This window comes from Acinetobacter sp. CAU_H_78 (assembly GCF_058599365.1).
This window is the reverse complement of the sequence record NZ_CM178652.1, coordinates 144,740-167,947: the sequence shown is the minus strand read 5'-3', so window position 1 is coordinate 167,947 and position 23,208 is coordinate 144,740. Positions and strand designations below refer to the sequence as shown.

Below are 23,208 nucleotides of genomic sequence, written 5' to 3'. Positions count from 1 at the left end.
CAGAAATTTATTACAGGAGCCATGAATGACAGCCCAATCTGTAATTTTGCCATTACCTTCAGATCATGCTCGCTTTATTGTTTTACGTCTGAAAGATCTCAGTATTGAAGATTTTAAGGAACGATTAGCACAGCTCTTTACCACACGCGATCGCCTGATTACCCAACATCCGAATGCGCAAATTAAAACGGCTGTCGCTTTTGGTCCTGAACTCTGGTCAAAGTTGTATGAACAGGCACCTGCTGGTTTTAAACAATTAGAGCCAATTCAAGGTTCATTTAATATGCCTGTGGTTCCCGCTGATGTACTGATTCATATTGCCAGTGCGCGTGCTGATATCTGTTTCGCCTTGAGTCAGTCTTTCTTTGAAGGTATTCGCGATCAGGTTGAAGTACTAGATGAGCGTGTTTGCTTCCGTTACTTTGATGGCCGTGATATTACCGGTTTCATCGATGGGACTGAAAATCCGCAATTCCCGGATGATCGAGCTGAAGTGGCTTTACTGGGTGAAGATGCTGGCATTTTCCAAGACGGTTCATTCATTTTTGCGCAGCGTTATGCCCATAACTTGGATAAATGGAAAAAACTCAAAGTCGATGCTCAAGAACAAGTGATGGGTCGTACCAAACTTGAATCGATTGAGCTCGAGGATGAGGTAAAACCTGCCAATGCACATATCGCTCGTACTGTCGTTGAAGATGAGGAAGGCGAGGAAATGGAAATTCTACGTCACTCTCTGCCTTATGGAGATGGTCGTGGTGACCAAGGCCTATTCTTTATTGCTTATACCAAAGACTTGAAAATCATTGATGCCATGTTAGTGCGTATGTTTGGTACATCAGGCGATGGGATTCATGATCGCTTGCTACACTTCGTGACTCCAATGGATGGAGCATATTACTTTGCACCAAGTGAGGAGTTACTGGAAGAGATTTTGGAAGGGTAAATAATAGGGCTAATTGATATCAATTAGCCCTAATCTTTCTAATTTACTATCATCAATTGCACATCTTAATTAAATACAATTTATACCTTTAATTCTTAAATCATTTTTTTCAAAGAAAGTTTTTTCTTAGTTTTTAAGTTAAAATATTCCACATTATAAAGAAGATAACCTTGCGACATAAAAGTATATTTCCCTGTTATTTTCCCATTAATCATTTCATTCATAGTTCTATAAATTTCTGGTTTAGCATTATCCCCCATATCAATACTTTTTTCTTTTATAGGTTTTGAAATTTTAATATTTTTTAAATAGGGATAATATTTTATAGAATCAATTTGCTCAGTTGCATGACTGCGATGAAAGCGGATAGAACGGCGTTTTAAGGCTTGAAAATATTGCTGCTCATCAACAAGACGCAGGACTTGTGGCTGAATGTTTTGGGCTGATATTGAAATGATTAATTCCTTTTCATCAATCAGCCAGTTAATGCCCTCACTACGCCATAAGCGGGTCAGAAAGTCATAATCACTTTCATTGGACTGTATAACCAATGGCCGTACATCATATTCACGATTTAGTCCGGAAAGATCCAAACTTAAACTTTTCGCAAATAAGCCACTTCGCTTTTGCCATTCGGCAAACAGAATTTCACTAATCGCTTTGACACTTTTATTCAAAAACACACGACTATTACGGCGTTTATGCCAAAGTGAAGTCGCATCTTCGAGAGTCAGCTGATAGACACTTAAAGCACCATCGCTATGCCCCTGTTTAGCTGCGGTAATGATACCTGTAGTCCGGAAAAGCTCACCTTGATCAGTGACCTGATCAACAGCAACCTGACAGCCAATAAACTGTTTTAAGGCAATATAAGGATGGGTGGATAGACAAAGTAATTCAGCATGTAGCCCCTCATTGATCCAGCGCCTGCCTTCAATACGCTGAATCAGAACCTGAGAATTTAAAATTTCATTGGAAAATCGGAGATGAAGTGCACGCTTCTGTGAGCTTAGACCCAAGCCCTCAAGCACCGTATAAATACTCTGTAGCATTTTATAATTATTATTTGAGGTTATTTTTATCGCACTGATTTTAGGGAATAAGCTTAGAACAATCCATCTTGGTATTTATTTCACATGAATTAAAACCACAAATAGCCTTATCCTGACCTTATATTCTCTATGCTTATGAAATAGAAGATGTATTCTGTTTCAACCTTTTCGATTTTTCTGATTATTTGCTGATTCACTTACTGCTACACTGAAAGCCGAATACTTTATATCTCCTACATCATCCTCGATTACAGGATAAGCCAGAGGCCAAGGATATGCTTGAATTACATTCCAAACTTCCCAATCTGGGCGTCACCATTTTTAGCACCATGTCGGCCTTGGCACAAAAACTCGGGGCAATTAACCTGTCACAAGGTTTTCCGGATTTTCCTGCTCCACCGCAATTGATTGAAGCCCTCAGTCGGGCAGCTGAAAATGGTTTTAACCAATATGCACCGGGTGATGGTTTACTAGTATTACGTGGGCTGGTCGCTGATCTTTATCAGCATCGTGACCAGCTCACTTTAGATCCGGTAGAGGAAATCACCATTACCCCTGGCGCAACGATTGCAATCTTCTGTGCAATTCAGGCAACGGTACGGGCGGGTGAAGAAGTCATTATTTTTGATCCCAGTTATGATAGTTATGCGCCAAGCGTGAAGCTGGTCGGTGCCAAACCGGTACATATCGCTCTGGAATATCCTGGTTTTTCTGTGGACTGGAATAAGGTCAAAGATGCAATCAATGACCGTACCCGCATGATTGTAGTGAATACACCGCATAATCCCACCGGAACGGTATGGACAGAGCAAGACTGGCAACAGCTGATTGAACTGATTCGTGATCGCAATATTGTAGTTCTGTCCGATGAAGTTTATGAACATCTGGTATTTGATGAAATTCGTCATCATTCCGCAGCATCATTTCCGGAACTCCGTGAACGCAGTTTTGTGATTGGTTCTTTTGGTAAAACCTTTCATGTGACCGGCTGGAAAACTGGTTTCTGTGTTGCACCGCCAGCTTTAATGCAGATGTTCAGACAGATTTACCAGTTTGTCAGCTTCTGTGGCGTAACCCCAATTCAGGTGGCTCTGACCGAATATATGCAGCTGCATTCTGAACATATTCATGAGCTGTCCGGTTTTTATCAGGCCAAACGGGATTTGTTTAATCATGCACTTACAGATTCCCGTTTTCACTGGACGCCGTCACAAGGCACCTATTTCCAGAATCTGGATTACAGTGAAATTCGTCCTGATCTGGATGCACTGTCTATGTGCCATTATCTGGCGGAACAACACGGTGTTGTGGCGATTCCGGTATCAGCGTTTTATCAGGAACCGCCTAAAGATTTACACTTATTACGCTTCTGCTTCGCCAAAAAGGATGAAACCTTAATAGAAGCAGCACATATTCTTTCCAAAGTTTAAAAAAAATAGACTTATTGGTTACTGAAAAGCTAAGGCGTTCTTGATGCGGATCAAGGATAATTTAGTCCTGATAAATATATGAAAAATCAAGAACAGGATGTCATATGGCACAGCAAGCATTGGTTCACCAGCAGAATTTATGGAAAACATTTTTTATTTTCCTGTTACCGCTGGTCGTTACCAACATCCTGCAAAGCCTGTCCGGTACGATTAATACTGTTTTTGTGGGGCAAATGCTCGGCGTGCAAGCGATTGCTGCAGTTGCAGTATTTTTCCCGATTCTGTTCTGTCTGATGGCTTTTGTGATTGGTCTCTCTGCAGGTTCTACGGTTCTGGTAGGACAGGCTTGGGGTGCCAGAAACCTGGAAAAAGTGCGCTGTGTAGTTGGCTCTACCCTGTTTATGACGCTGATTGGTGGCAGCCTGATTGCCCTATTGGGTGTATTTTTTGCTGAAAATATCCTGCAATTATTAGGTACAGATCCGGATGTGATGCACCTTTCTTTGCCTTATGTGCAATGGATGTTGGCTGGTAGCCCACTGATTTTTATTTATATTATTTATACTTCAATTTTACGTGGTGTCGGAGATAGCACTACGCCACTGTTTGCCTCTGCCTTAACGATTGGTGTAGGCTTGGTAGTAACACCAGTCTTGATCGCCGGTTATTTCGGTTTTCCTAAGATGGGGATCATCTCTCCAGCAATTGCATCCATTCTGGGCAACTTGGCTGTTCTGTTATTTCTCATTCTCTATTTAAATTATAAGCGTCATCCTCTAAGACCAGACTGGGCGTTGATCAAAGATATCCGTCATCAGCCCCAGCTCAGCAAAATTATCCTGCGCTTAGGTATTCCAACCGGGGTTCAAATGGTGACGACTTCAGTCGCTGGTCTGGTCATTGTGGGCCTGGTCAACCGTTATGGTGCCGAAGCAACAGCGGCCTATGGTGCCGTGAATCAGGTACTGAATTATATTCAGTTCCCTGCTCTTTCTATTGCCATTGCAGCTTCTGTCTTTGGGGCACAGGCCATTGGTGCTGGTAAAAATGATTTGCTCAATAAAGTGACCCGAACTGCCTTAAGTATGAATATCTTGTTCACAGGTAGTCTGGTAATTCTGGCTTATCTGTTTTCTAAATATCTCATGGCACTATTTATCACTGACCCACAGGTCGTGGTATTGGGTCAGCAACTTCTCTTCATTGTCCTATGGTCGATTTTGTTCTTTGGTGCTAGCGCAATTTTTGCTTCAATTATGCGCGCCAGTGGCACAGTAACGGTACCGATGGTCATCAATATTATTGCCATCATAGGGATCGAAGTTCCGGCAGCTTATATGTTTAGTCAATGGTGGGGGTTACAGGGCATTTGGTATGGTTATGCTCTCGCTTTTGTCTGTCTGTGCATCATGCAAGGGCTGTATTACCAGTTCATCTGGAAGAAAAAGACCATCGAGGCACTGGTTTAATCTTCCGGCCTGAACTACTGGATAAACCTTAGTAAACCACCTCTAAAGAGCGTATTTCCTGCTTAATCCATATTTTTTATATGGATTCATTTTTATTATATTTTTCAGCTATGAAGATCCTTGCTATAAGCAGTGTATTGCATAAAAACATAAGGTCTTCTCATGGCTAAACGACAAATTAAACTGGGTGCTTTTATTCCGACGACTTCGCAACATGCAGCAGGTTGGCGCCATCCTGAATCTCGTCCTCAGGATCATTTAAGCATTGATTATGCGATTGAATTAGCGAAAACTGCTGAACGCGGCCTGTTTGATGCCTATTTCCTTGCAGATGGTCTGGCAGTCAACTGGAGTCATGGCGCTTCCAAACATAATAAGAATGTCGGTTATAGCGATAAAGTCGTGGGCTTTGAACCAGTTACCTTATTCGCAGCGATTTCAGCCGTCACCCAAAATATTGGTTTTATTGCCACTGCTTCGACCACCTATGAAGAACCGTATCTGTTGGCACGAAAATATGCCTCTTTAGACCATATCAGTAAGGGTCGTGCCGCTTGGAATGTCGTCACCACTATATCTGCTGAAACCGCGCGGAACTTTGGTTTCAGTGCACATCCGGATGCCAAAGTCCGTTATGAGCGCGCGGATGAATTTATTGAAGTTGTACAGAAGCTCTGGGATTCCTGGGAAGATGATGCATTCCTCTATGACAAAGAAAGCGGTCATTTCTTTGATGCATCTAAACAGCATGAACCTCTGCATAGCGGCAAATATTTTAATGTCCAGGGTGCACTGAATGTCCCTCGTCCACCACAAGGCTATCCAGTGATTGTTCAGGCAGGCCAGTCTGAAGATGGACGTGAGCTGGCCGCCAAATATGCCGAAGTGATTTTTACCGCCCAGCAAAGTCTATCTGATGCCCAAGCCTTCTACCGTGATGTCAAAGGTCGTCTGGCTAAATATGGCCGTCATCCGGATGATCTAAAAGTAATGCCGGGGGTTTCTGTCTTTGTGGCTAAAACCGAACAGGAAGCCAAAGAAAAATATGAATTGCTGAATCGTCTGATTCATCCAGATGTCGGTTTAGGCTTACTGTCTGGTCTGGCAGGTGATATTGATCTTTCAAACTATGATTTGGACGCCCTATTTCCTCTCAAAGATATTGAGATCAAGTCTAGCCGTCAGCAAATGATGTTCGAAATTGCAGCGAAGCATCGCTTTAGTATTCGCCAGCTATATGAATATATTGCCTCTGCTCGCGGTCACTGGACGCTGATCGGGACACCTGCACAGGTAGTCGACCAGCTACAGGAATGGTTCGAAAATGAAGCGGCTGATGGTTTTAATGTCTTGCCACCAACGACACCTGCCGGTCTGAATGATTTTGTCGATTTCATCGTACCCGAGCTACAACGCCGTGGCCTGTTCCGGACCGAATATGAAGGCACAACTCTACGTGAAAACTTAGGATTGAAACGTCCAGAAAATCAGTATGTGATTGCGCAACAAAATACTGCGGTTGCCTCTTAAAACAGCCATTATAAAAAATGCCCGATAGGGCATTTTTTATTTCTTTAAGTTAAGCACTGGGGTAATTGGTGCTAATGGAAATGACAAATATGGGCGAAGTTGTGTCGCTGTTGATTTCTGTATAACTTGAAATGAATGAAGCTCCTAGTCTACCAGCAAAACTGACCAAAGCTTGTGAGTAGCGGCTGATCCTTTATAGTTGAAAAATTTAATACTTTTAGAATTTCTTTTTTCAACTGCTGTAGACGCGTATTCTGGCGCTTGCGTGGATAAGATAAGGGCACTTTTAAAACCTGTTCGATTCGTCCAGGATTAGCCTGCATCACGGCTACTGAATTGCTCAGTAATAAGGCCTCAGCAATATCTTTGGTCGCTAAAATCACGGTAATATTTTTAGTTTTCCAGATTCGTTGTAATTCTTCATGCAGATGATGACGCATTAGCGCGTCCAGCCCAGCAAAAGGATCATCTAATAATAAAGTATCCGGTTGAGTAACCAGGCTTTTGGCAATTGCCACTTTCAGATTCATGCCAGCAGACAAGTGTGATGGATAAGCATCCTTAAACGGCGTCAGTTGCAGCAATTCCAGCTGTTCCTGAATTCTTCGGTTTTCCTCTTCTCTGCTTAAAGGGATTTGATGTAAGGCCATGCGGATATTTTCCGTCACACTGAGCCAGTTAAATAGACGATGGTCCTGATAGACAATACTGAGATTTGGAAGATGTTCAGCTGGCTGTTTTCCCTGAATCAGAATCTGACCCTGTTGATGCTGCTCTAAGCCCATCAGTAAACGTAGCAAGGTGGATTTTCCGCAGCCAGAATGCCCTACCACACTGACAAAATCGCCTGCATAAATATCCAGATTAATATCTTCGAGGATCTGAGTCTGCTGATCTGGTGCTGTGCTATAACTTTTATGCAAATTTTGAATCGTGATTCTACATTGAGAGTGCTCCGTCATTTTTCCTTACCTTTTGCTGTAATACACATTTAATCATTGTTCTAGATTGGATCTATCCTATTTACGAACTTGGATAAATTTCTGTCTCTTTTAGATCTGCCAAAATAGGACTCTTTTCACTATAAAAGAGTTTGGGGTAAGGAGTTATCTTGATTTTTTATTTGGTTATCAAAAGCATGTATAGATTTTAATAGTTAAATATAAGTTAATAAATTTCAATATCTTAAAATTTAATTCTTCTAGAAAACGTTATTTAAAATATTCCGCATAACCAAATCGCAACAATGCTTAGGGCAATAAAAAAACCCGCGAATGCGGGTATTCAATTGGCTCAGCTTACCAGGCCAATTTATATTGTTCTAATTCATGCTGTACAAGCTCGACCTGATCCTGGAAATCAAGCAAAATGTCATTTTTAATGGCCGCCAGACGGTAGTCTTCACGCTTACGCGGACGTTCCAGATCCACTTTCACAATACGCTTGATTCGTCCCGGATGCGGCTGCATTACCACCACGCGATCACCTAACAATACCGCTTCCTCTACATCATGAGTGACCAGAATAGAGGTGATCTTTTCCGACTGCCAGATCCGCTGTAATTCCTGTTGCAAGTTGGCACGGGTCAAGGCATCCAAGGCACCGAAAGGTTCATCCAGCAATAAAATTTGTGGACGATTCACCAGACTACGCGCAATTGCCACACGCTGGCTCATCCCGCCGGACAACTGGCTTGGATAGGCGGTTTTAAAGTGGCTCAATTGTACCAGTTCCAGATGATAATCAATCAGTTCCTGCTTTTCGGCTTTGCTCAGACCTGATTTTTCCAGCGCTAAAGCTACATTTTGCTCGACACTCAGCCAAGGGAACAAACGGTGATCCTGAAACACAATCCCGCGATCCAGACTGGTGCCCTGAATCGGTTTACCATCAATCAAAATGCTGCCTTGAAACTCGGCATCAAGGCCCACCAAAAGCCGCAATAAGGTTGATTTGCCACAGCCACTATTACCGACAATACTAATGAACTCGCCTGGCTGGATATTCAGATTAATCTGATCTAATACTTGTAACTCCTCCCCGTCTTTAGGGAAGTACTTGTCGAGTTTCTGGATCTGGACATGACCCTTAATATTCGCCTGTTGATTCATGTTGTTATCTCACATCTTTTATTTATTGGCCGCCTGACACCAGCGTAAGTTATAGTTTTCAAAGAATTGTGCTGCCTTGGAAAATAACAGCCCGACAATCGCAATAATGGCCATGCCATATAGCACCACTTCCATCTGGAACAGGTTCTGTCCATCCATGATTGGATTGACCACGCCAACCGAAGACACAAAGAAATACTCCGCGCCAACAGTCGCCACCCATGAAAACACCAGCGCAATATTCAAACCGGCAAAAATACTTGGAGCTGCTGCGGGTAAAATCACTTTAAAAAAAGTACGTACCGGACTGAGCTGGAAGATCTGCGCCACTTCCTTAATTTTGACCGGCACATTCTTCACCCCGTCATAGGTATTAAAGAACACCGGATAGAACACCACCAAGGCAATAAAAATCACTTTTGAAACTTCACCGTGTCCAAACCACATGATCATCAATGGAATCCACGCAAATACTGCCACGTGTTTAATAGCGTTCAATGTTGGAGAAAAGATTCGATCCAGCCAGACGTTTAGACCCAGGGTCAAACCCAGCACTGCACCAATCACTCCACCGGCAATAAACCCTGCCGTGTTGCGAAGTAGACTGGCGATAATATTTTCTGTCACCTCGCCTGCCTGCCAGCTTTCTACAAAGGCCTGCCATACAGCAGCTGGCGGTGCCAGCAAAGCAGGATCAACCCATTGTTTTGCAGTCGCGATCCACCAGGCAACCAACAGAACCAGAGGAATGACCCAGCCGCGATAATCTATTTTTTTCATGATGTTTTCTCTATCTAGCCTGATCCCAACCACGGAACTGTTTTTGTATGAGGCGGATAATGACGTCAAAGCCAAACCCCACCAGTCCAATCACCACTACAGTTGCCATCACCACATCGAGCTGGAAAATCTGACGGCCATAGACCATCACATAGCCGATCCCTTCACTCGAAGCTAGCAGTTCTACTGCAACCAGAGCGCCCCATGAACTTGCCAGAGATAAACGCAGACCACCGATAAAACTGATAAAAGCACCCGGCAGAACCACATTTTTAAATCTGGACCAGGTGCTCAACTGATAAACTTCCGCGACTTCGGTCAATTGCTGTGGAATATTGCGCACGCCTTTAAATACATTGATGGTCATCGGTACCAGCGCGGCTTTAGCAATCAGAATAATCTTGAGGGCTTCATCAATCCCGACCAGTAAAATTAACAGTGGAATCCAGCCAATCACAGGTACCAGATTAATGGCTTTGAATGTGGGCCAGATATAGGCTTCTGCTCGACGCGATAGTCCCATGGTCAGACCTAAGACCAGTGCCAGTACAATGCCGGCACTGAACCCATAGCCAATTCGGCTCAGACTGACACTCAAATTGCTCCACAGTTCGCCAGTTTGATACAGATCTTTCAGGGCCACCCAGACCAGTTCAGGTGCAGGCAGCAATAAAGGATTCACCCAGTTCCGTTCTACCGACACATGCCACAGATAGAGCAACGCGATGGGGAAAATTGCTCCGATTCCCCATATGAACACCTGATTCTGTTTTAAAAAATTCAGAATACTTTTTCGGTTCAATCTGGATGCAGCATTGTCCTGTGTCGGTGTCTTGGCTGTTTCAAGCTCGATTTCCTGTAACATCACTCAACCTCCTCAACTCAAGGGCATGATGGTTATTGCCCATTGGCATTCAGAGGTTTCCAATAGTTCTGTAAATTCAGCGTTTTTACAGCATTATTGACATACTTCGGCTCAATCCAGGAGTCGACATCAATATTGCCGCGAATCAGTTTCAAGTCTTGACCCGCTTTTAGTTTTTTCTTAATTACAGCAACGTTGAAAGCATCCAGAATCGGAGCACTATGACGTTTTAGATCCACACCATCATTGGCACGCACAAAAGTGTTATAGGAAAGGCCTGATTTCGACCATATTTTGAACAATTCAGTTTTATTGGCTGGGTTCGAATCCCAAGCTGCCTGTTTGACCAGCACATTCACAACGCGCTGTACGACTTCAGGATACTTCTGTTCAAATTTAGAATTGACCAAAATATAACCCGAACTCTGATACTGTGCCGGTTCCTTTTTAGAACTATAAATCAGCTTAGCAACACCGCGATCAGTCACAGGGAAAATCGACTGGTTGGTAAATAAAGCATCCAGATCACCACTCGCCAGTGCTGAATAGCCAACTGGACCATCTACATTGACAAAGCGGAAGTCTTTTTCAGTAAGACCATGTTTTTTAATAATCTGGTTTAAGGCAAGATGCACGCTAGTTCCGCGGAAGAAACCAATACGTTTGCCTTTTAAATCTGCCCAGCTTTTTGCGGATGATCCCGGTGCCACCACCAGATAGGTATTGTCATGTGTACCGCCCGCTAAAATCAGCTTGGTATCCAGACGACTGGCCTTACCAATCAAAGCCGGTAAGTCTCCTAGCCAGGTAATATCTACCAAACCATTGGCATAAGATTCATTGATCGCAGGACCTGCACCTTTAAAGTTGTTCCACTGCACTTTAATCCCGTCTTTCTGGAATTCTTTTTCCAGCAAACCTAAGGTTTGTGTGGTGGAATAAAAGTTGCCGTAGCCTACAGGACGGCTACCGCTGCCGACTAATGGAGATGCCAGACGAATCACGGTCGGTTTGGCTTCTGCGGCAAAGGACTGGACAGCAGGCACCAGTGTTGCTGTGGAGAGAAGGCCAGCAAATAATACTTTTGACCATTTAAACATGTGAAAATTCCTCAAAATATAAAATTAGAATCCGTACTGGAATTGTGCGACCAGTTCGTTATAGCTCTTGTTTATAATGTCGTTGTTGACATGGTTCAGGTTGATCTGAAACTTGGTGGTTTCCGCAAAAAATGCATTCAGGCCCAGACTGTGAATATCAACCGTTTGATCGGCTAAATTTTTGTCACGATCAATGGTGTCGTAGCGATAGAAGGCCTGGTAAGACTTTGGCCACCAGTCGTCATAACGGCCCTGATTACGGAAGCCTTTGACAAACTGCTCACCGAAGTTCCAGAACAAGGTGCCTGTATGCGACTCACTTTCACGCTTATAGGTCTGTGCAGTTTGTGAAATGTAGGTATCATCTTCACCTTGCACATATTCATAGGTCACACCGAATGGATGGTGGTTATAGTAAATATCGAAGCCTTTACGCAGCACATCGCCTTTACCAGCAAAGGCCGCACTGGTGCCATCAATTTCAAATAGATTGCTCTTACCTTGATACCAGGACAGACCAAAACTCAGTTCACGCAGCCATGAGTTATATTCTGCAGGCAAGGTATAACACAGACGTCCAATAAAGTTTTTGTCATCATTGTCATCCGATTTATTGGCACCATTACCATTCACCAGACCAAAGGCATAGCTGATCATTGGCGAGCGATAGTTATATCCATAGTCCACGGTTGGTAAGGCATCCCCACGCACAATCAGACCGACTTCACGCAGTGCCAGTCCATAACCGAGGCCCGGCAAACTGAACAAGGCATTATTAATAGTGGGCTTCAAATCTTCAGTGGCCTGAACTTCTTGGCCAAATGGCAATAGTTGCTGACCTAATGTGACGCTCAAGCGCCCTGTGTCGGCACTTAAGGTTGGCAATACGTGATAAGTCAGTTGCGCATCCAATAAATTCAGATAACTGTTATTGGTTCCTGTCTGTGGAGAAGTACCAAAACGCAGGTTGAAGTCCAGGTTTTTGCCTTCTTCATAGTCTTTATACAGGTTGCCAATAAAACCAATTTGGACTGCACCTAAATCAAACGAAGAGTGGCGGTCTTGAACTGCCATCCCGGTATTGGTACCCGTAGGTGGAGTGCGCTGTGCTTCATCGATATAAGAGGCTTTGGCTTGTACCACCCCGTTAATCAATAACTGACGTGTTGATAATGCCGTTTTGGTATCGCGGTCACGTTGTACCTGATATTTATAGTTTTCCAGATCGCTTTGCAGACCTTGCAACTCGGCACGTGTCACAAAGCTTTGGTCATCGTCAGTGTCAGCTTCTGTAGCCAGCTCAATCTCATCAGCAGTAGTGGCTTCTGTAACGGCTTCGTTCTGATTCTGAATCTGCGCCAACTGGGTTTTTAATTGTTTTAATGACTGCTCGAGTTGACTGACCTGTTGTTGTAACTGACCTACCTCCGCATCTGCATGCGTTAAGCCAATACTCGCGCTCAGCAGAGTCAGTACCGTTGCCCCTTGTTTAAAATATTGCTTCATACAATCGACACACCTACAGTTTTGCCAGTGAAACGTCAGTCGATTTGATCAGCACAATCACCTGACTTCCTACCTGCAAATCCAGCTCTTCTACAGAACGTGTCGTAATTACTGAAGTGAAAATACCTGAAGCAGTCACCACATCGACTTCAGAAACCACATCACCTTTTACAATTTCCTGAATAGTACCTTTTAACTGGTTACGCACATTAATAGATTGAATTGTCATTATTAATCCCTGTTGTTTTGGTTGGAATTAATATGCATGATTTTTAATATGCAGAAAAATAATATAAATAGATTTTTATATATTATTTTATAAAATCTAAAAATATTATTTTAAATCCAGTTAATCTGATAATTTAAATATTCTTTGTTTTTAATCACGATATTTTCATATTGCCAATCCAGAATATTTTGACTGGCCAGATTCTTTATTTCTTTATTAATAGTTTGGCGTGAAGCAGAGAGTAAATCTGCTAAATCATGCTGGGAAATTTTGAGCTTAATTTCAGTTCCCAGAGGATGAGATCGACCGTACTGAATCGAAAGGTCATGCAAAACCTTACACACTTTTTGATGTAAATTAGCGACTTGCAGGAATTTAACCTGCTGGATCAGATATTGCATCCGATGGCTGAGAATATTTAAAGCATCCTGCTTTAAGTGATTGTTATCATTTATTTCTTCTATAAATATATGCTGTGGAATTTGCAGGACTTTAACCTGATTAAAAGCATAATAATCATAATCAATCACTTGTGTATTGAGGCACGGAAGCAGGTTAATCAGATGCTTTTCCGAGAAATAATTAAAGGCATGAAAACGACCCGACGGGCTTAAATATCCAATCTGTATAATCCCATCAAGTAATATATATAAAGCAGTATGGCAGTTTTCTTTATTTAAAATTAAATCGCCTTTTTGATATTTTCGAATCGTTGAACATTTTAAAATATAATCCAGTTTATCCTCAGAGATATTTTTAAATATATTTTTTAATATGTCGTAATTTACATTATTTTTTGCAGTATGAATTTGCATAAAATGATCCACCCTATATTTTATTTAAATATTAGATGGATCATTAATGACTGGCGAATCATTTATTCTTGATTATTTAGCTATTTATATGCAAAGTTTCCAATTCAATAAGAATTACTTATGAAACTTTTTCATAAATACCGTCTTCACTGTTATAGCGGAAATTGCTGATATCCTGCTTGACATCTTTACGCAGTTCACGGCTTGGACGGCCATCCACACCGACTGGCACATCACCCTCTAAAGTCACACGGCGTACTACACGGTGCTGGTCACCATAATCATTAATCGCACGGTGTTGTGTCGCACGGTTATCCCAGATTGCCACATCACCTGCACTCCAGCGCCAGCTGACAATATTTTCCAGCTTCTCCACATAACGTTGGAACAAGTCGAATAAACGGCGTGATTCACTTGAGCTATAACCGACAAAGCTCTTAAAGAAATGGCCCAATAACAAGGTTTTTTCACCTGTTTCAGGATGAACGCGTACTAATGGATGTTCAGTTTCGTATTCAGTTGAATTGAAATAATTTTTATATTTTTCCAAAGCTTCTTTTGGCACACTGACTTTTGCAGCATAGTCAAAGTTGTTGCTGTGAATTGCACGTAAGCTATCCGCCAGTGTTTTCAGTTCTTCAGGTAAATCATTGTAGGCAGCGGTTGTATTTGCCCATACGGTATTTCCGCCTACTGCAGGCGCAACCACACTACGCAGGATAGAAGCTTTTGGATAGGCATCAATAAAACTGATGTCCGTATGCCAGCTGTCTGCACGTGCACCGCGTGAATCAATTTCTAGAATATGTGCAGAGCCATCTTTTACCGGTACAGTCGGGTGATTCAACGGTGTGCCTAAACGTGCTGCAAAGGCTTCTTGGGCGACATCATCCAGATGTTGCTGATCTTTAAAGAAGATCGCTTTATGCTGCAATAATGCCTGATTGATTTCATTCACCACTTCATCAGCCAAATCTGCTGACAATTTTACGCCCTGGATTTCAGCGCCAATACGGCCACCAATTGGTTGAACCTGGATGTGTTTGTATTCATAAGCCATGATCATTTCCTCTATCTATAATTATGTCGACCTTCGGTCTGTGAAATCATCATGCCGAATCGGCTTATCTAACGCTGTCAATTTATTGACATTCTTATGCACCATTTTTGATTTATAAAATACTTTAGCTGCTTAAGTTTTCGGGCATAAAAAAACCCGCTTACGCGGGCTTTGATCAGAGTGTTTTAAGCTGACTTTTTCTTCTGCTTGCCGAGGCGGGTAGCTAAAGCCGTGACTTTCTGATAGCCAGTTGGCATGAGGCGCTGAATTAAATCAATCGCTTTGGCATCATTTCCAATTAGCAGACGGCGTTTGTCTTTTTGTACCGCATCCAGTATTTGACGGGCTGCTTCTTCTGGTGGGCAACGCAGCAGCTTATTAAAATTCTGTGCAGATTTTTCCGGATGCATTCCCAGACTACGGATACTGTCATTCATTTTCGCTGCAATGGCGATATTGGTGCGGATTCCGCCTGGGTGTACACAGAGTGCGCTTACGCCGCAGTTTTCCATATCCAGTTCCTGACGCAAGGATTCGGTAAAACCACGCACAGCGAATTTAGTGGCATTATAAGCAGACTGAGTTGGCTGGGCAGTTAAACCGAACAGGCTGGAAATATTGATGACATGACCATCACCGGTTTTCTTGATTAAAGGCAGGAATTCTTTGGTACCATAGACCACGCCCCAGAAGTTAATGCCTACGATCCATTCCAGCTCTTCATAGCTGGCGCCTTCTACGGTAGAACCGAGTGCCACGCCAGCATTATTAAAGATCATATTCACGCTGCCATGATCTTTCTCGACCTCAGCGGCCCAAGCGTGCATTTCTTCCAGATTAGCCACATTGACCTTTTTGGTTGTGACACGAACATCAGTACCTTTCAGCAGCTCAACGGTTTTAGCCAGACCCTGTTCATTCACATCGCTTAAAGCTAAATGACAGCCCTGCTTTGCTAAAAGCACCGCAAGTTGCTGGCCGATACCTGAACCTGCACCTGTGATGGCCGCGACTTTATTATTAAAATTTTTCATTGAATTTCCTTGATTAAAACACTGCCCTTCCATGACAGCCTGTTTTTCTGTCGCATAGGGATACAGCACACCGTTTCAATATAGTTTTGACAATCCATATTGTCAATAATTCCAGCATGTCTCTACGGGCCAATTTTCAGGTTTGAATTTCAGCATAGGTCAAAGCCGGATTTATTGATAAGATACTTAAAATCTCAAGCACATGAGTCTATGGTCTTTATGACGGATGCAGTAAATTCAGGACAAAAACTAGCAAGTAAAAGTAAAGAACGCCAGTTTAAAGGACTTTCTATGGCTGAGCGTCAGCAGGCACGTCGTGAAAAGCTGATTGAGGCCGGGATCGAGGCTTATGGTCGTCATGGTTTCTTTTCAGTCACAGTAAAGGATATCTGTAACGAAGCCAAACTGACTGAACGTTATTTTTATGAATCCTTTAAGAAAAGCGAACATCTGTTCCAGACTATTTTCCTCAAGCTGATTGACCAGTTACAGCAAAATGTCATGCAGGCGATGATGCAGGCTTCTTCTGATCCAAAGAAAATGATCGAAGCCGGTCTGACTGCCTTGCTAGCGACCTTACGTGACAATCCGGGTATGGCACGAATTATTTATATCGATGCGATGCTGGTTCAGGAACTGCATAATCAGGCCACGATTCATGAAACCATGGGCCGTTTCGACCGTATGATTCAGGCCTTTGTCATGCTAATGATGCCGAACCTGAATCGTTCTGAAAGAGAGATTTCCCTGGTCTCGACCGGACTCAATGGTTATGTTACCCAGATTGCCATTCGTTGGGTCATGAGCGGCTTTAAGCAGTCTTTGGAAGAAATTCTGTCTTCCTGTAGCTTGGTATTCTTTGCTTTACTAGATACTTTGGGTACAGAAAAACCGGCGGATCCGGTTAGATAATTTTTAAATCAGGATAAGGTCTATGTAGATCTAGCTTTCAGTGATTTATAGAATTTTGAATTAAGACCCTCTTATAAAATAACAGCTTAAATTGTGACAAATCTTTGCGAAAGGCCACGGAACTACCTATTCTGCAATGATACTGTCATAATTAATCTTTGTAATAAGCCTGTCATAAATATAAAACGGTCCACCGTTTGCATGAAATAGGGTATTGCGCTGTGAAAGATGACTACATTCTTATTGTTGATGATGAACTGCCGATTCGTGAAATGATCCATACTGCTCTGGATATGGCGGGCTTTCAATGTTTACAGGCAGAAGATGCCAAGCAGGCTCATCAAATGATTGTGGACCAGCGTCCAGCATTGATTTTGCTGGACTGGATGATGCCTGGCGGCGTGAGTGGTGTCGATCTCTGTCGTCGTCTAAAACGTGATGAAAACCTGTCCGAAATTCCGGTCATCATGCTGACCGCGCGTGGTGAAGAAGATCATAAAGTTCAAGGACTGGATGCCGGTGCCGATGACTATATGACTAAGCCTTTTTCGACCCGTGAGCTGGTTTCACGCATTAAAGCCGTACTACGTCGCTCCAACGCCCTCAGCGGTGAAAAATCTATTGATGCTAATGGATTGGTATTAGATCCGGTCAGTCAGCGCGTGAATTTTGGCAGTACTATTCTGGACATGGGACCGACTGAGTATCGTCTCTTGGCATTTTTCATGACCCATCCGGAACGTGCTTATACCCGTGCGCAATTGCTGGATCAGGTCTGGGGCGGCAACGTCTATATTGAAGACCGGACCATTGATGTGCATATCCGTCGTCTGCGCAAGGTGCTTGAACCTTATGGCGCTGACCGCTATGTACAAACTGTACGTGGCACCGGTTACCGTTTCTCGACCCGTACCGATGTTGCACTGGGTTAATTGTTTTTAGGTAAATCTTGTTTTATGTATGAGCCCTATCCTGTTCCCGAACTGTCACACGAGCACAAAAGACTCCGTTACAGCAGCTTATGGGATTTTGCCAAGCAAGATTTGCGTTTACTTCTTCTCTTCCTAGTGATTGCCAGTTGTATTGGCCTAGGCATTGGCTATTTCTGGATCTGTATCGTTCTGGCCTTTGTTGCCTTCTTTGGCACACAGTTGCGTTCACTCTACCTGGTCAATGAATGGATCTCGAACCGTCCCTATGATGTACCGCCAAATATTAACGGGATCTGGGGCGCTTTACTGTTCAATGTCTATCGCGCCCAGCGTCAGGAACGTGTCGTTCAGGCTGAAATGGTTGAGCTGATTGACCGTGCACAATCCTCGCTAGTCGCCCTACAAGAAGCTGTAGTGCTGATTGATGAAAACCAGCAGATTGAATGGTGGAATCCGGCTGCAGAACGGTTACTAGGGATTGGTCAGGAAGATCGCAGCCGCAATATCCTGAGTTTGCTCCGCCAACCGAGTTTTATTGACTACTATCATCATATTGATGATGCGCCCGATGGCCTTAAAATGAAGTCTTCGATATTCGAAGATCATTACGTACAGATTAAAATGACCCGCTTTGGCGGTGAAAGCCGTTTACTGGTCGCCTATGATGTGACCCGGATGCATAATCTGGAACAGATGCGTAAGGACTTTGTCGATAATATTTCGCATGAGCTGCGTACACCTTTGACCGTGCTCAGCGGCTATATCGAAACCTTTACCAATCAGGAAGATATTAGCCCACGCTGGAAACGCGCCTTTGACCAGATGCAATCCCAGACCCGTCGCATGAATGCACTGGTGAATGACCTGTTGCTGCTATCCCGTCTGGAAAATGACAAGAATATTGCCAAGAACCAGATTATTGATATGCCGAATCTGATGAACCAGCTGTTTGATGATGCGCAAGCCTATAACGTGGATTATGGCCATACCCTAAATCTGGATATTGACAGTCACTGTGACCTGATTGGCTCAGATATGGAAATTGCCAGTGCCTTCAGTAACCTGATTACCAATGCCATCAAGTACACGCCTAAAGGTGGAACCGTCACCATGGGCTGGCATGATGATGGTGAATCGGCCTATTTTGTCGTAGAAGATACTGGAATTGGCATTGATCCTAAACACTTACCTCGCTTGACTGAACGTTTTTACCGGGTTGATTCTGACCGTAGTCGCCGTACTGGTGGTACAGGTTTGGGACTGGCGATTGTGAAGCATGTACTGATGCAACATCGGGCCCAGCTCGAAATTGATTCCCGTGAAAATCAGGGCTCCACCTTTAAGGTGATTTTCCCTAAAGAACGCCTCAGTTTCCCAGACTGATGCAAAAATAAAAAAAGGTGCAAGTCGCACCTTTTCTTTTTTAGCGAAGGCTTTAAGACTTTAATGCCTGCTCTTTGGATAAGGCCCGGAAATAAGCCGCTCGATGCGAGATCCGTTCCAGATAGGCTTGAATCGCCGGATAGCTTTTACCGGTACGGCTTTGCATGGCTTCAAGCGGAAAGCTCATCTGGATATCAGCAAAACTGAAACGACCGGCAAAATATTCATGCTGGCTTAAATGATCTTCCAGAAACTGGATATGGTCTTTTAAACGGCTTTGCACAAACTGCTTCTTCACCCCTTCACAAATTGTTTTAGCAACCGGACGTACCAGAAATGGCACTTGCTCAGGAACTTTGGTCATCACCAGTTGCATCACCAGTAAAGGCATCAAAGACCCTTCTGCATAATGCATCCAGTAGCGGTATTGCGCCTTGTTCTCGGCACTGATCGGCTGAAACTGATGGGTCGAATCATAGGTTTCTTGGAGATACTCCAGAATGGCGGCAGACTCAGCCAGTACCAGATTCTGATCTTCCAGAACCGGGGCTTTACCCAGAGGATGAACCTGTTTCAAAGCAGGCGGAGCAGAATAGTTAGGCAGGCGTTTGTAATACTTGATCTCATAATCAAGTTCCAGCTCTTCCAAGGCCCACATGATTCGAAATGATCTTGATTGTTCGAGATGATGTAAAACACGCATATTAGACTCATGATTTTATTGTTATTACTGCGTGAGCATAGCAAAAAGTCTGGCTCTAACTAAAGAGTTTATCAGTCTACTTACATTTTCCCTACCGGATATAACGTACCCTCTTTTAGCTTAAATCAGGTTAGTGCGGATCTCCAGACTACGTAACAGGGTTTTGGTCACCGGGGTTTTGGCACAAATCTCCAGAATTTTCTGCTGCAAAGCCGAATCATGAGTAATATCGAAACTTAAGCGTCGTTCAATCCATTCCTGTCCTTCTTTATTGGCAAAGAATTCTGCTTCAACCTGAAAGTCGCCCAGTTCAATGTCCTTATGCTTGGCATACATGCGCAACGTAATCATGGTGCAAGAGATCAGACTGCCTAAAAGCAGATCATAAGGTGCAGGACCTGCATCCTGCCCGCCGAAGGATTCAGGTTTATCGGTCAGATAATGATGTTGACCATGACTGATTTCTCCCTGCCACGGTATGGTTAAGCTCTGTATTTTGGCAATTGCGATACGGGCCATACTGATCCTTTGTTCTTATAGTTATATGAAAGATTTATCGAGAAACACGCATATGTTCTGGAAATGCCGGTGCTTCCATGCGCGGCCCATCATAGCTTGGAATGGTGCCAAAACGCGGGTGCCCCATCATCCACTGTTCACGGGCCAGCTTCAGTTCTTCCACATCACGACCAACCAGATTCCACCACAATAAAATAAGGCTTTCAAACGGCTCTCCACCAATCAGCAAAACTCGTCCACGCGCATGAATTTCAACATCCACATGCTGTAATCCAGGCTCAAGAATCACCATATTATCTTCGGTCAGTTCATGCCCATTAATACTTGCCAGACCCTCAAGGGCCATAAAGCCATATTCAAATCTTGGATCTAAACTCAAATGGGCACGGGTACTTTCAGCAGCAAACAGATCCACACCCAAAAGTTCGGTATGCACTTTAACCGGGGATTGTGTATTTAGGAATTCCCCGACCAGGACCGTACATTGAATGCCTTGTTCTTCGATCACAGGTAATTCCGGATAATGATCAAATGCGGGAGCCATATTGATCTTGTCATCAGGCAGGGCGATCCAGAGCTGTGCTGCATGCATCTTGGTTTCAGTTTCCGGTGAAACCTCTGTATGCGAAATGCCATAGCCTGAAGTCATCAGATTAACCTGTTTCGGCCGGATCAATTGCCGGTTACCCAGACTGTCACTGTGCATCATGGTGCCTTCAATCATCCAGGTAAAAGTTTGCAGGCCAATATGCGGATGCGGTCCGATATCCAGACCATCTCCCTGAGGAAACTGAGTAGGACCGGCATGATCCAGAAAACACCAGGCGCCAATCATGCGTTTATGCCGACTCGGCAAGGCGCGTTTAATGACAGTTCCCTGCCCGATTTCTGCACGCCGTAAAGGAACTTCCTGTATGAACTGATTGATATACTTTTCACAATCATCTGAATTTGACAGTTCAATATCATTATTATTCGACATGGTTGAGCTGACCTCGGCAAGTTCATTCTGGCTGTATGCTGCATCAAGACATCTTTCCCTGATCATCACAAGATGTCTACCTCATACAACAATGTACCGCGTCTACCCGCAAAATCTATCTTTGGAAATATTTCGATACGTATAAAATGTGCTACTCATCAGAACAGTTCAAATACTTAAAGGCTTCAGTCTTTCAAATCCTGTAATCAAGATCTTGGTGATGAATCATATAATCATTCAAGTAACCAGCATTATCTCGTTTAAATCAACTTATTCATCATGCTCATGTTTCACGTGAAACGCTCATTTTTATTGATATAAACTTTTAAAATCAGCAATCTATAAAAATGTGATCCGTCTAGTTTTATGTTCACAAAACAAAAATTTTGTTACGTTTTCTTTTTAAAAATCGTGCTACCCCCTGATTCTAGGGAGATTGTTTTTTACTCATTTGGTCCATAATAGGACCCAATAAAAATAAGATTGGATCAGGACATGTCATCCTCGAATGAAAATATATATTCAACGGCGAATATGTCTTTTCAAAACTCGACCACGGATAGATCATTAAAGTTGGCCGAATGTGATCTGCAAAATCGCCAGTTAATTGAAGATGCGCTTGCACATCGCGCTGCACCTATTCCTGCGCAATTCCAGCAGTACTTTTATAATTATCTTTATGTGCATCGTCATCAAAATCTTCGCCAGATTAATTACATGGCGCAGATCGCCTTTTTGCTGTATTTCTTTGCCGATATTTTTATTATTCCTGACATGTTTTTCCTGTCTGGCCTGATCCGGGTATCACTGGTCATTGCTGTCATGTTTTGCTGCTATTACCTGTTTAAGCATCAAAAGAATATCCGGGTTCTGGACATGATTTTGCCTGTGGGCACGACTGTGGCTGCAGCGACCTGGATTGGCCTGCTCCTGCTGTCGAGTAGCCCGCATGTGTCAACTTATATCTATGCCTCTGCGATCTTTGTTTTAATTACCAATCTCTGTGTACAGACCGAGTTTAAGGGTGCACTGTATTGTTCTATTTTTATCGCCCTGTTTATCATGATTGGAGTGACTCATCTCATGAGTCTATCGCAGGCCTTTATTTTTACCGTTGTGTTCACGCCTCTCTGGGCATTTAGTATTTATATTAACTGGAATAATATCATCAACATACGGCGTTCTTTTCTACGCACTTTGCTGGATGAATGGAATTATCAAACCTTAAAGAATCTTGCCCATACTGATGATCTGACGCAGTTATTTAACCGACGTCATTTTGTGGATATGGCTGAACGTTCAATCCATCAATGGCCGAAGCCTGCCAGCACCTGTCTATTGATGTTTGATGTCGATTATTTCAAGAGAATCAATGACAACTATGGTCATGATGTGGGTGACCGGGTGCTACAACTGATTGCTGAAATTACCCGTAAAGAAATGCGCTCTAGCGATGTACTGGCACGTTTTGGTGGAGAAGAATTTATTGCCTTGCTGGAAGATACCCAGCTACAGGACTGCCTGATGATTGCAGAACGGATTCGCTGTTCGATTCAAAAGCAGGTGATGCACATCAATCCCGACCAGAAAATCCAGTTCACGATCTCTATTGGTATTGCTGAACTTGAATCTCCGCAACAGGAACTTGAAGACCTGATTAAGCATGCAGATATTGCGCTTTACGAAGCTAAGAAAGCGGGAAGAAACCGGATTAGGGTCTATCATCCTAATATGCTGCAACCGACTAAACCGCTCTCTCCAAATCCCTGGAATGTATTTAAACCTTTGAATAAACAGGAGCAGTCTGGCGCTCATCATAAAGCGAAACAGTCTTGGTCTGCTTTGTAAGC

21 protein-coding genes and 1 pseudogene are annotated in these 23,208 nt (G+C 43.2%); 8 read left to right on the top strand and 14 right to left on the bottom strand.

The features are described 5' to 3' along the window. Window positions 1-25: 25 nt before the first annotated feature. Complete coding sequence (locus tag AC4MCD_RS00770; RefSeq protein ID WP_419375251.1) at window positions 26-946, top strand: Dyp-type peroxidase; 921 nt, start codon at window positions 26-28, stop codon at window positions 944-946. A gap of 323 nt (window positions 947-1,269) precedes the next feature. Here the strand turns inward: AC4MCD_RS00770 and AC4MCD_RS00765 are convergent. Next, a pseudogene (locus AC4MCD_RS00765) lies at window positions 1,270-1,998 on the bottom strand (phage late control D family protein); the annotation flags it as partial. A gap of 275 nt (window positions 1,999-2,273) precedes the next feature. Here AC4MCD_RS00765 and AC4MCD_RS00760 point away from each other — a divergent pair. The 3 genes from AC4MCD_RS00760 to AC4MCD_RS00750 all read left to right on the top strand — a co-directional run bounded on the left by AC4MCD_RS00760 (window position 2,274) and on the right by AC4MCD_RS00750 (window position 6,427). After that, the gene (locus tag AC4MCD_RS00760) at window positions 2,274-3,428 is read left to right on the top strand and encodes a methionine aminotransferase (RefSeq protein WP_419365001.1); all 1,155 of its coding nucleotides are present in this window, start codon (window positions 2,274-2,276) and stop codon (window positions 3,426-3,428) included. Between the two features lie 104 nt (window positions 3,429-3,532). Continuing rightward, the gene (locus AC4MCD_RS00755) at window positions 3,533-4,897 is read left to right on the top strand and encodes an MATE family efflux transporter (protein ID WP_491876401.1); all 1,365 of its coding nucleotides are present in this window, start codon (window positions 3,533-3,535) and stop codon (window positions 4,895-4,897) included. 162 nt (window positions 4,898-5,059) lie between these two features. After that, complete coding sequence (locus AC4MCD_RS00750) at window positions 5,060-6,427, top strand: LLM class flavin-dependent oxidoreductase (RefSeq protein ID WP_491876400.1); 1,368 nt, start codon at window positions 5,060-5,062, stop codon at window positions 6,425-6,427. 149 nt (window positions 6,428-6,576) lie between these two features. Here AC4MCD_RS00750 and AC4MCD_RS00745 read toward each other — a convergent pair whose 3' ends face one another. The 10 genes from AC4MCD_RS00745 to AC4MCD_RS00700 form a co-directional block, all read right to left on the bottom strand. Next, window positions 6,577-7,389 (bottom strand): ABC transporter ATP-binding protein, encoded by an 813-nt coding sequence (locus tag AC4MCD_RS00745; protein ID WP_491876399.1) that lies wholly within the window; start codon window positions 7,387-7,389, stop codon window positions 6,577-6,579. 336 nt (window positions 7,390-7,725) lie between these two features. Further along, complete coding sequence (locus AC4MCD_RS00740; protein WP_491876398.1) at window positions 7,726-8,538, bottom strand: ABC transporter ATP-binding protein; 813 nt, start codon at window positions 8,536-8,538, stop codon at window positions 7,726-7,728. 18 nt (window positions 8,539-8,556) lie between these two features. Then, a complete protein-coding gene (locus AC4MCD_RS00735; RefSeq protein WP_491876397.1) occupies window positions 8,557-9,318 on the bottom strand; it encodes an ABC transporter permease in 762 nt (253 codons plus the stop codon). Window positions 9,319-9,328: 10 nt separating this feature from the next. Then, complete coding sequence (locus AC4MCD_RS00730) at window positions 9,329-10,183, bottom strand: ABC transporter permease (RefSeq protein WP_491876825.1); 855 nt, start codon at window positions 10,181-10,183, stop codon at window positions 9,329-9,331. 32 nt (window positions 10,184-10,215) lie between these two features. Then, window positions 10,216-11,283 carry an ABC transporter substrate-binding protein gene (locus AC4MCD_RS00725; RefSeq protein WP_491876396.1) on the bottom strand — a complete coding sequence of 356 codons (1,068 nt, stop codon included), beginning with the start codon at window positions 11,281-11,283 and terminating at the stop codon, window positions 10,216-10,218. A 24-nt stretch (window positions 11,284-11,307) separates the two neighbouring features. Further along, window positions 11,308-12,789, bottom strand: a complete 1,482-nt coding sequence (locus AC4MCD_RS00720) for a hypothetical protein (protein WP_491876395.1) — start codon at window positions 12,787-12,789, stop codon at window positions 11,308-11,310. 13 nt (window positions 12,790-12,802) lie between these two features. Next, window positions 12,803-13,018, bottom strand: coding sequence for a TOBE domain-containing protein (locus AC4MCD_RS00715; RefSeq protein ID WP_179992729.1), 216 nt, complete (start codon window positions 13,016-13,018; stop codon window positions 12,803-12,805). A 110-nt stretch (window positions 13,019-13,128) separates the two neighbouring features. Next, the gene (locus tag AC4MCD_RS00710) at window positions 13,129-13,833 is read right to left on the bottom strand and encodes a Crp/Fnr family transcriptional regulator (protein WP_491876394.1); all 705 of its coding nucleotides are present in this window, start codon (window positions 13,831-13,833) and stop codon (window positions 13,129-13,131) included. A gap of 118 nt (window positions 13,834-13,951) precedes the next feature. Continuing rightward, complete coding sequence (locus AC4MCD_RS00705; protein WP_491876393.1) at window positions 13,952-14,893, bottom strand: TauD/TfdA dioxygenase family protein; 942 nt, start codon at window positions 14,891-14,893, stop codon at window positions 13,952-13,954. 185 nt (window positions 14,894-15,078) lie between these two features. Continuing rightward, window positions 15,079-15,927 carry an SDR family NAD(P)-dependent oxidoreductase gene (locus tag AC4MCD_RS00700; RefSeq protein WP_180052699.1) on the bottom strand — a complete coding sequence of 283 codons (849 nt, stop codon included), beginning with the start codon at window positions 15,925-15,927 and terminating at the stop codon, window positions 15,079-15,081. Between the two features lie 219 nt (window positions 15,928-16,146). Here AC4MCD_RS00700 and AC4MCD_RS00695 point away from each other — a divergent pair, with 219 nt between their 5' ends. The 3 genes from AC4MCD_RS00695 to phoR all read left to right on the top strand — a co-directional run bounded on the left by AC4MCD_RS00695 (window position 16,147) and on the right by phoR (window position 19,154). Further along, window positions 16,147-16,839, top strand: coding sequence for a TetR/AcrR family transcriptional regulator (locus AC4MCD_RS00695; RefSeq protein ID WP_419375116.1), 693 nt, complete (start codon window positions 16,147-16,149; stop codon window positions 16,837-16,839). Between the two features lie 221 nt (window positions 16,840-17,060). Then, window positions 17,061-17,771 carry a phosphate regulon transcriptional regulator PhoB gene (gene phoB, locus AC4MCD_RS00690; protein ID WP_166138973.1) on the top strand — a complete coding sequence of 237 codons (711 nt, stop codon included), beginning with the start codon at window positions 17,061-17,063 and terminating at the stop codon, window positions 17,769-17,771. 24 nt (window positions 17,772-17,795) lie between these two features. Next, entirely contained in the window at window positions 17,796-19,154 is a 1,359-nt protein-coding gene (gene phoR / locus AC4MCD_RS00685; RefSeq protein ID WP_419375114.1) for a phosphate regulon sensor histidine kinase PhoR, read from the top strand. 52 nt (window positions 19,155-19,206) lie between these two features. On the opposite strand, the gene AC4MCD_RS00680 is transcribed toward phoR, so the two are convergent. From AC4MCD_RS00680 to AC4MCD_RS00670, 3 genes are all read right to left on the bottom strand, one after another. Then, window positions 19,207-19,857, bottom strand: a complete 651-nt coding sequence (locus AC4MCD_RS00680; protein WP_491876392.1) for a glutathione S-transferase — start codon at window positions 19,855-19,857, stop codon at window positions 19,207-19,209. 120 nt (window positions 19,858-19,977) lie between these two features. Further along, on the bottom strand, window positions 19,978-20,376 hold the full coding sequence (locus tag AC4MCD_RS00675) for an OsmC family protein (RefSeq protein WP_180011591.1): 399 nt from the start codon (window positions 20,374-20,376) through the stop codon (window positions 19,978-19,980). A gap of 34 nt (window positions 20,377-20,410) precedes the next feature. Further along, window positions 20,411-21,358 (bottom strand): pirin family protein, encoded by a 948-nt coding sequence (locus AC4MCD_RS00670; RefSeq protein WP_491876824.1) that lies wholly within the window; start codon window positions 21,356-21,358, stop codon window positions 20,411-20,413. Between the two features lie 495 nt (window positions 21,359-21,853). Here AC4MCD_RS00670 and AC4MCD_RS00665 point away from each other — a divergent pair, with 495 nt between their 5' ends. Then, entirely contained in the window at window positions 21,854-23,206 is a 1,353-nt protein-coding gene (locus tag AC4MCD_RS00665) for a GGDEF domain-containing protein (protein WP_419375112.1), read from the top strand. The last annotated feature ends 2 nt before the right edge of the window (window positions 23,207-23,208 follow it).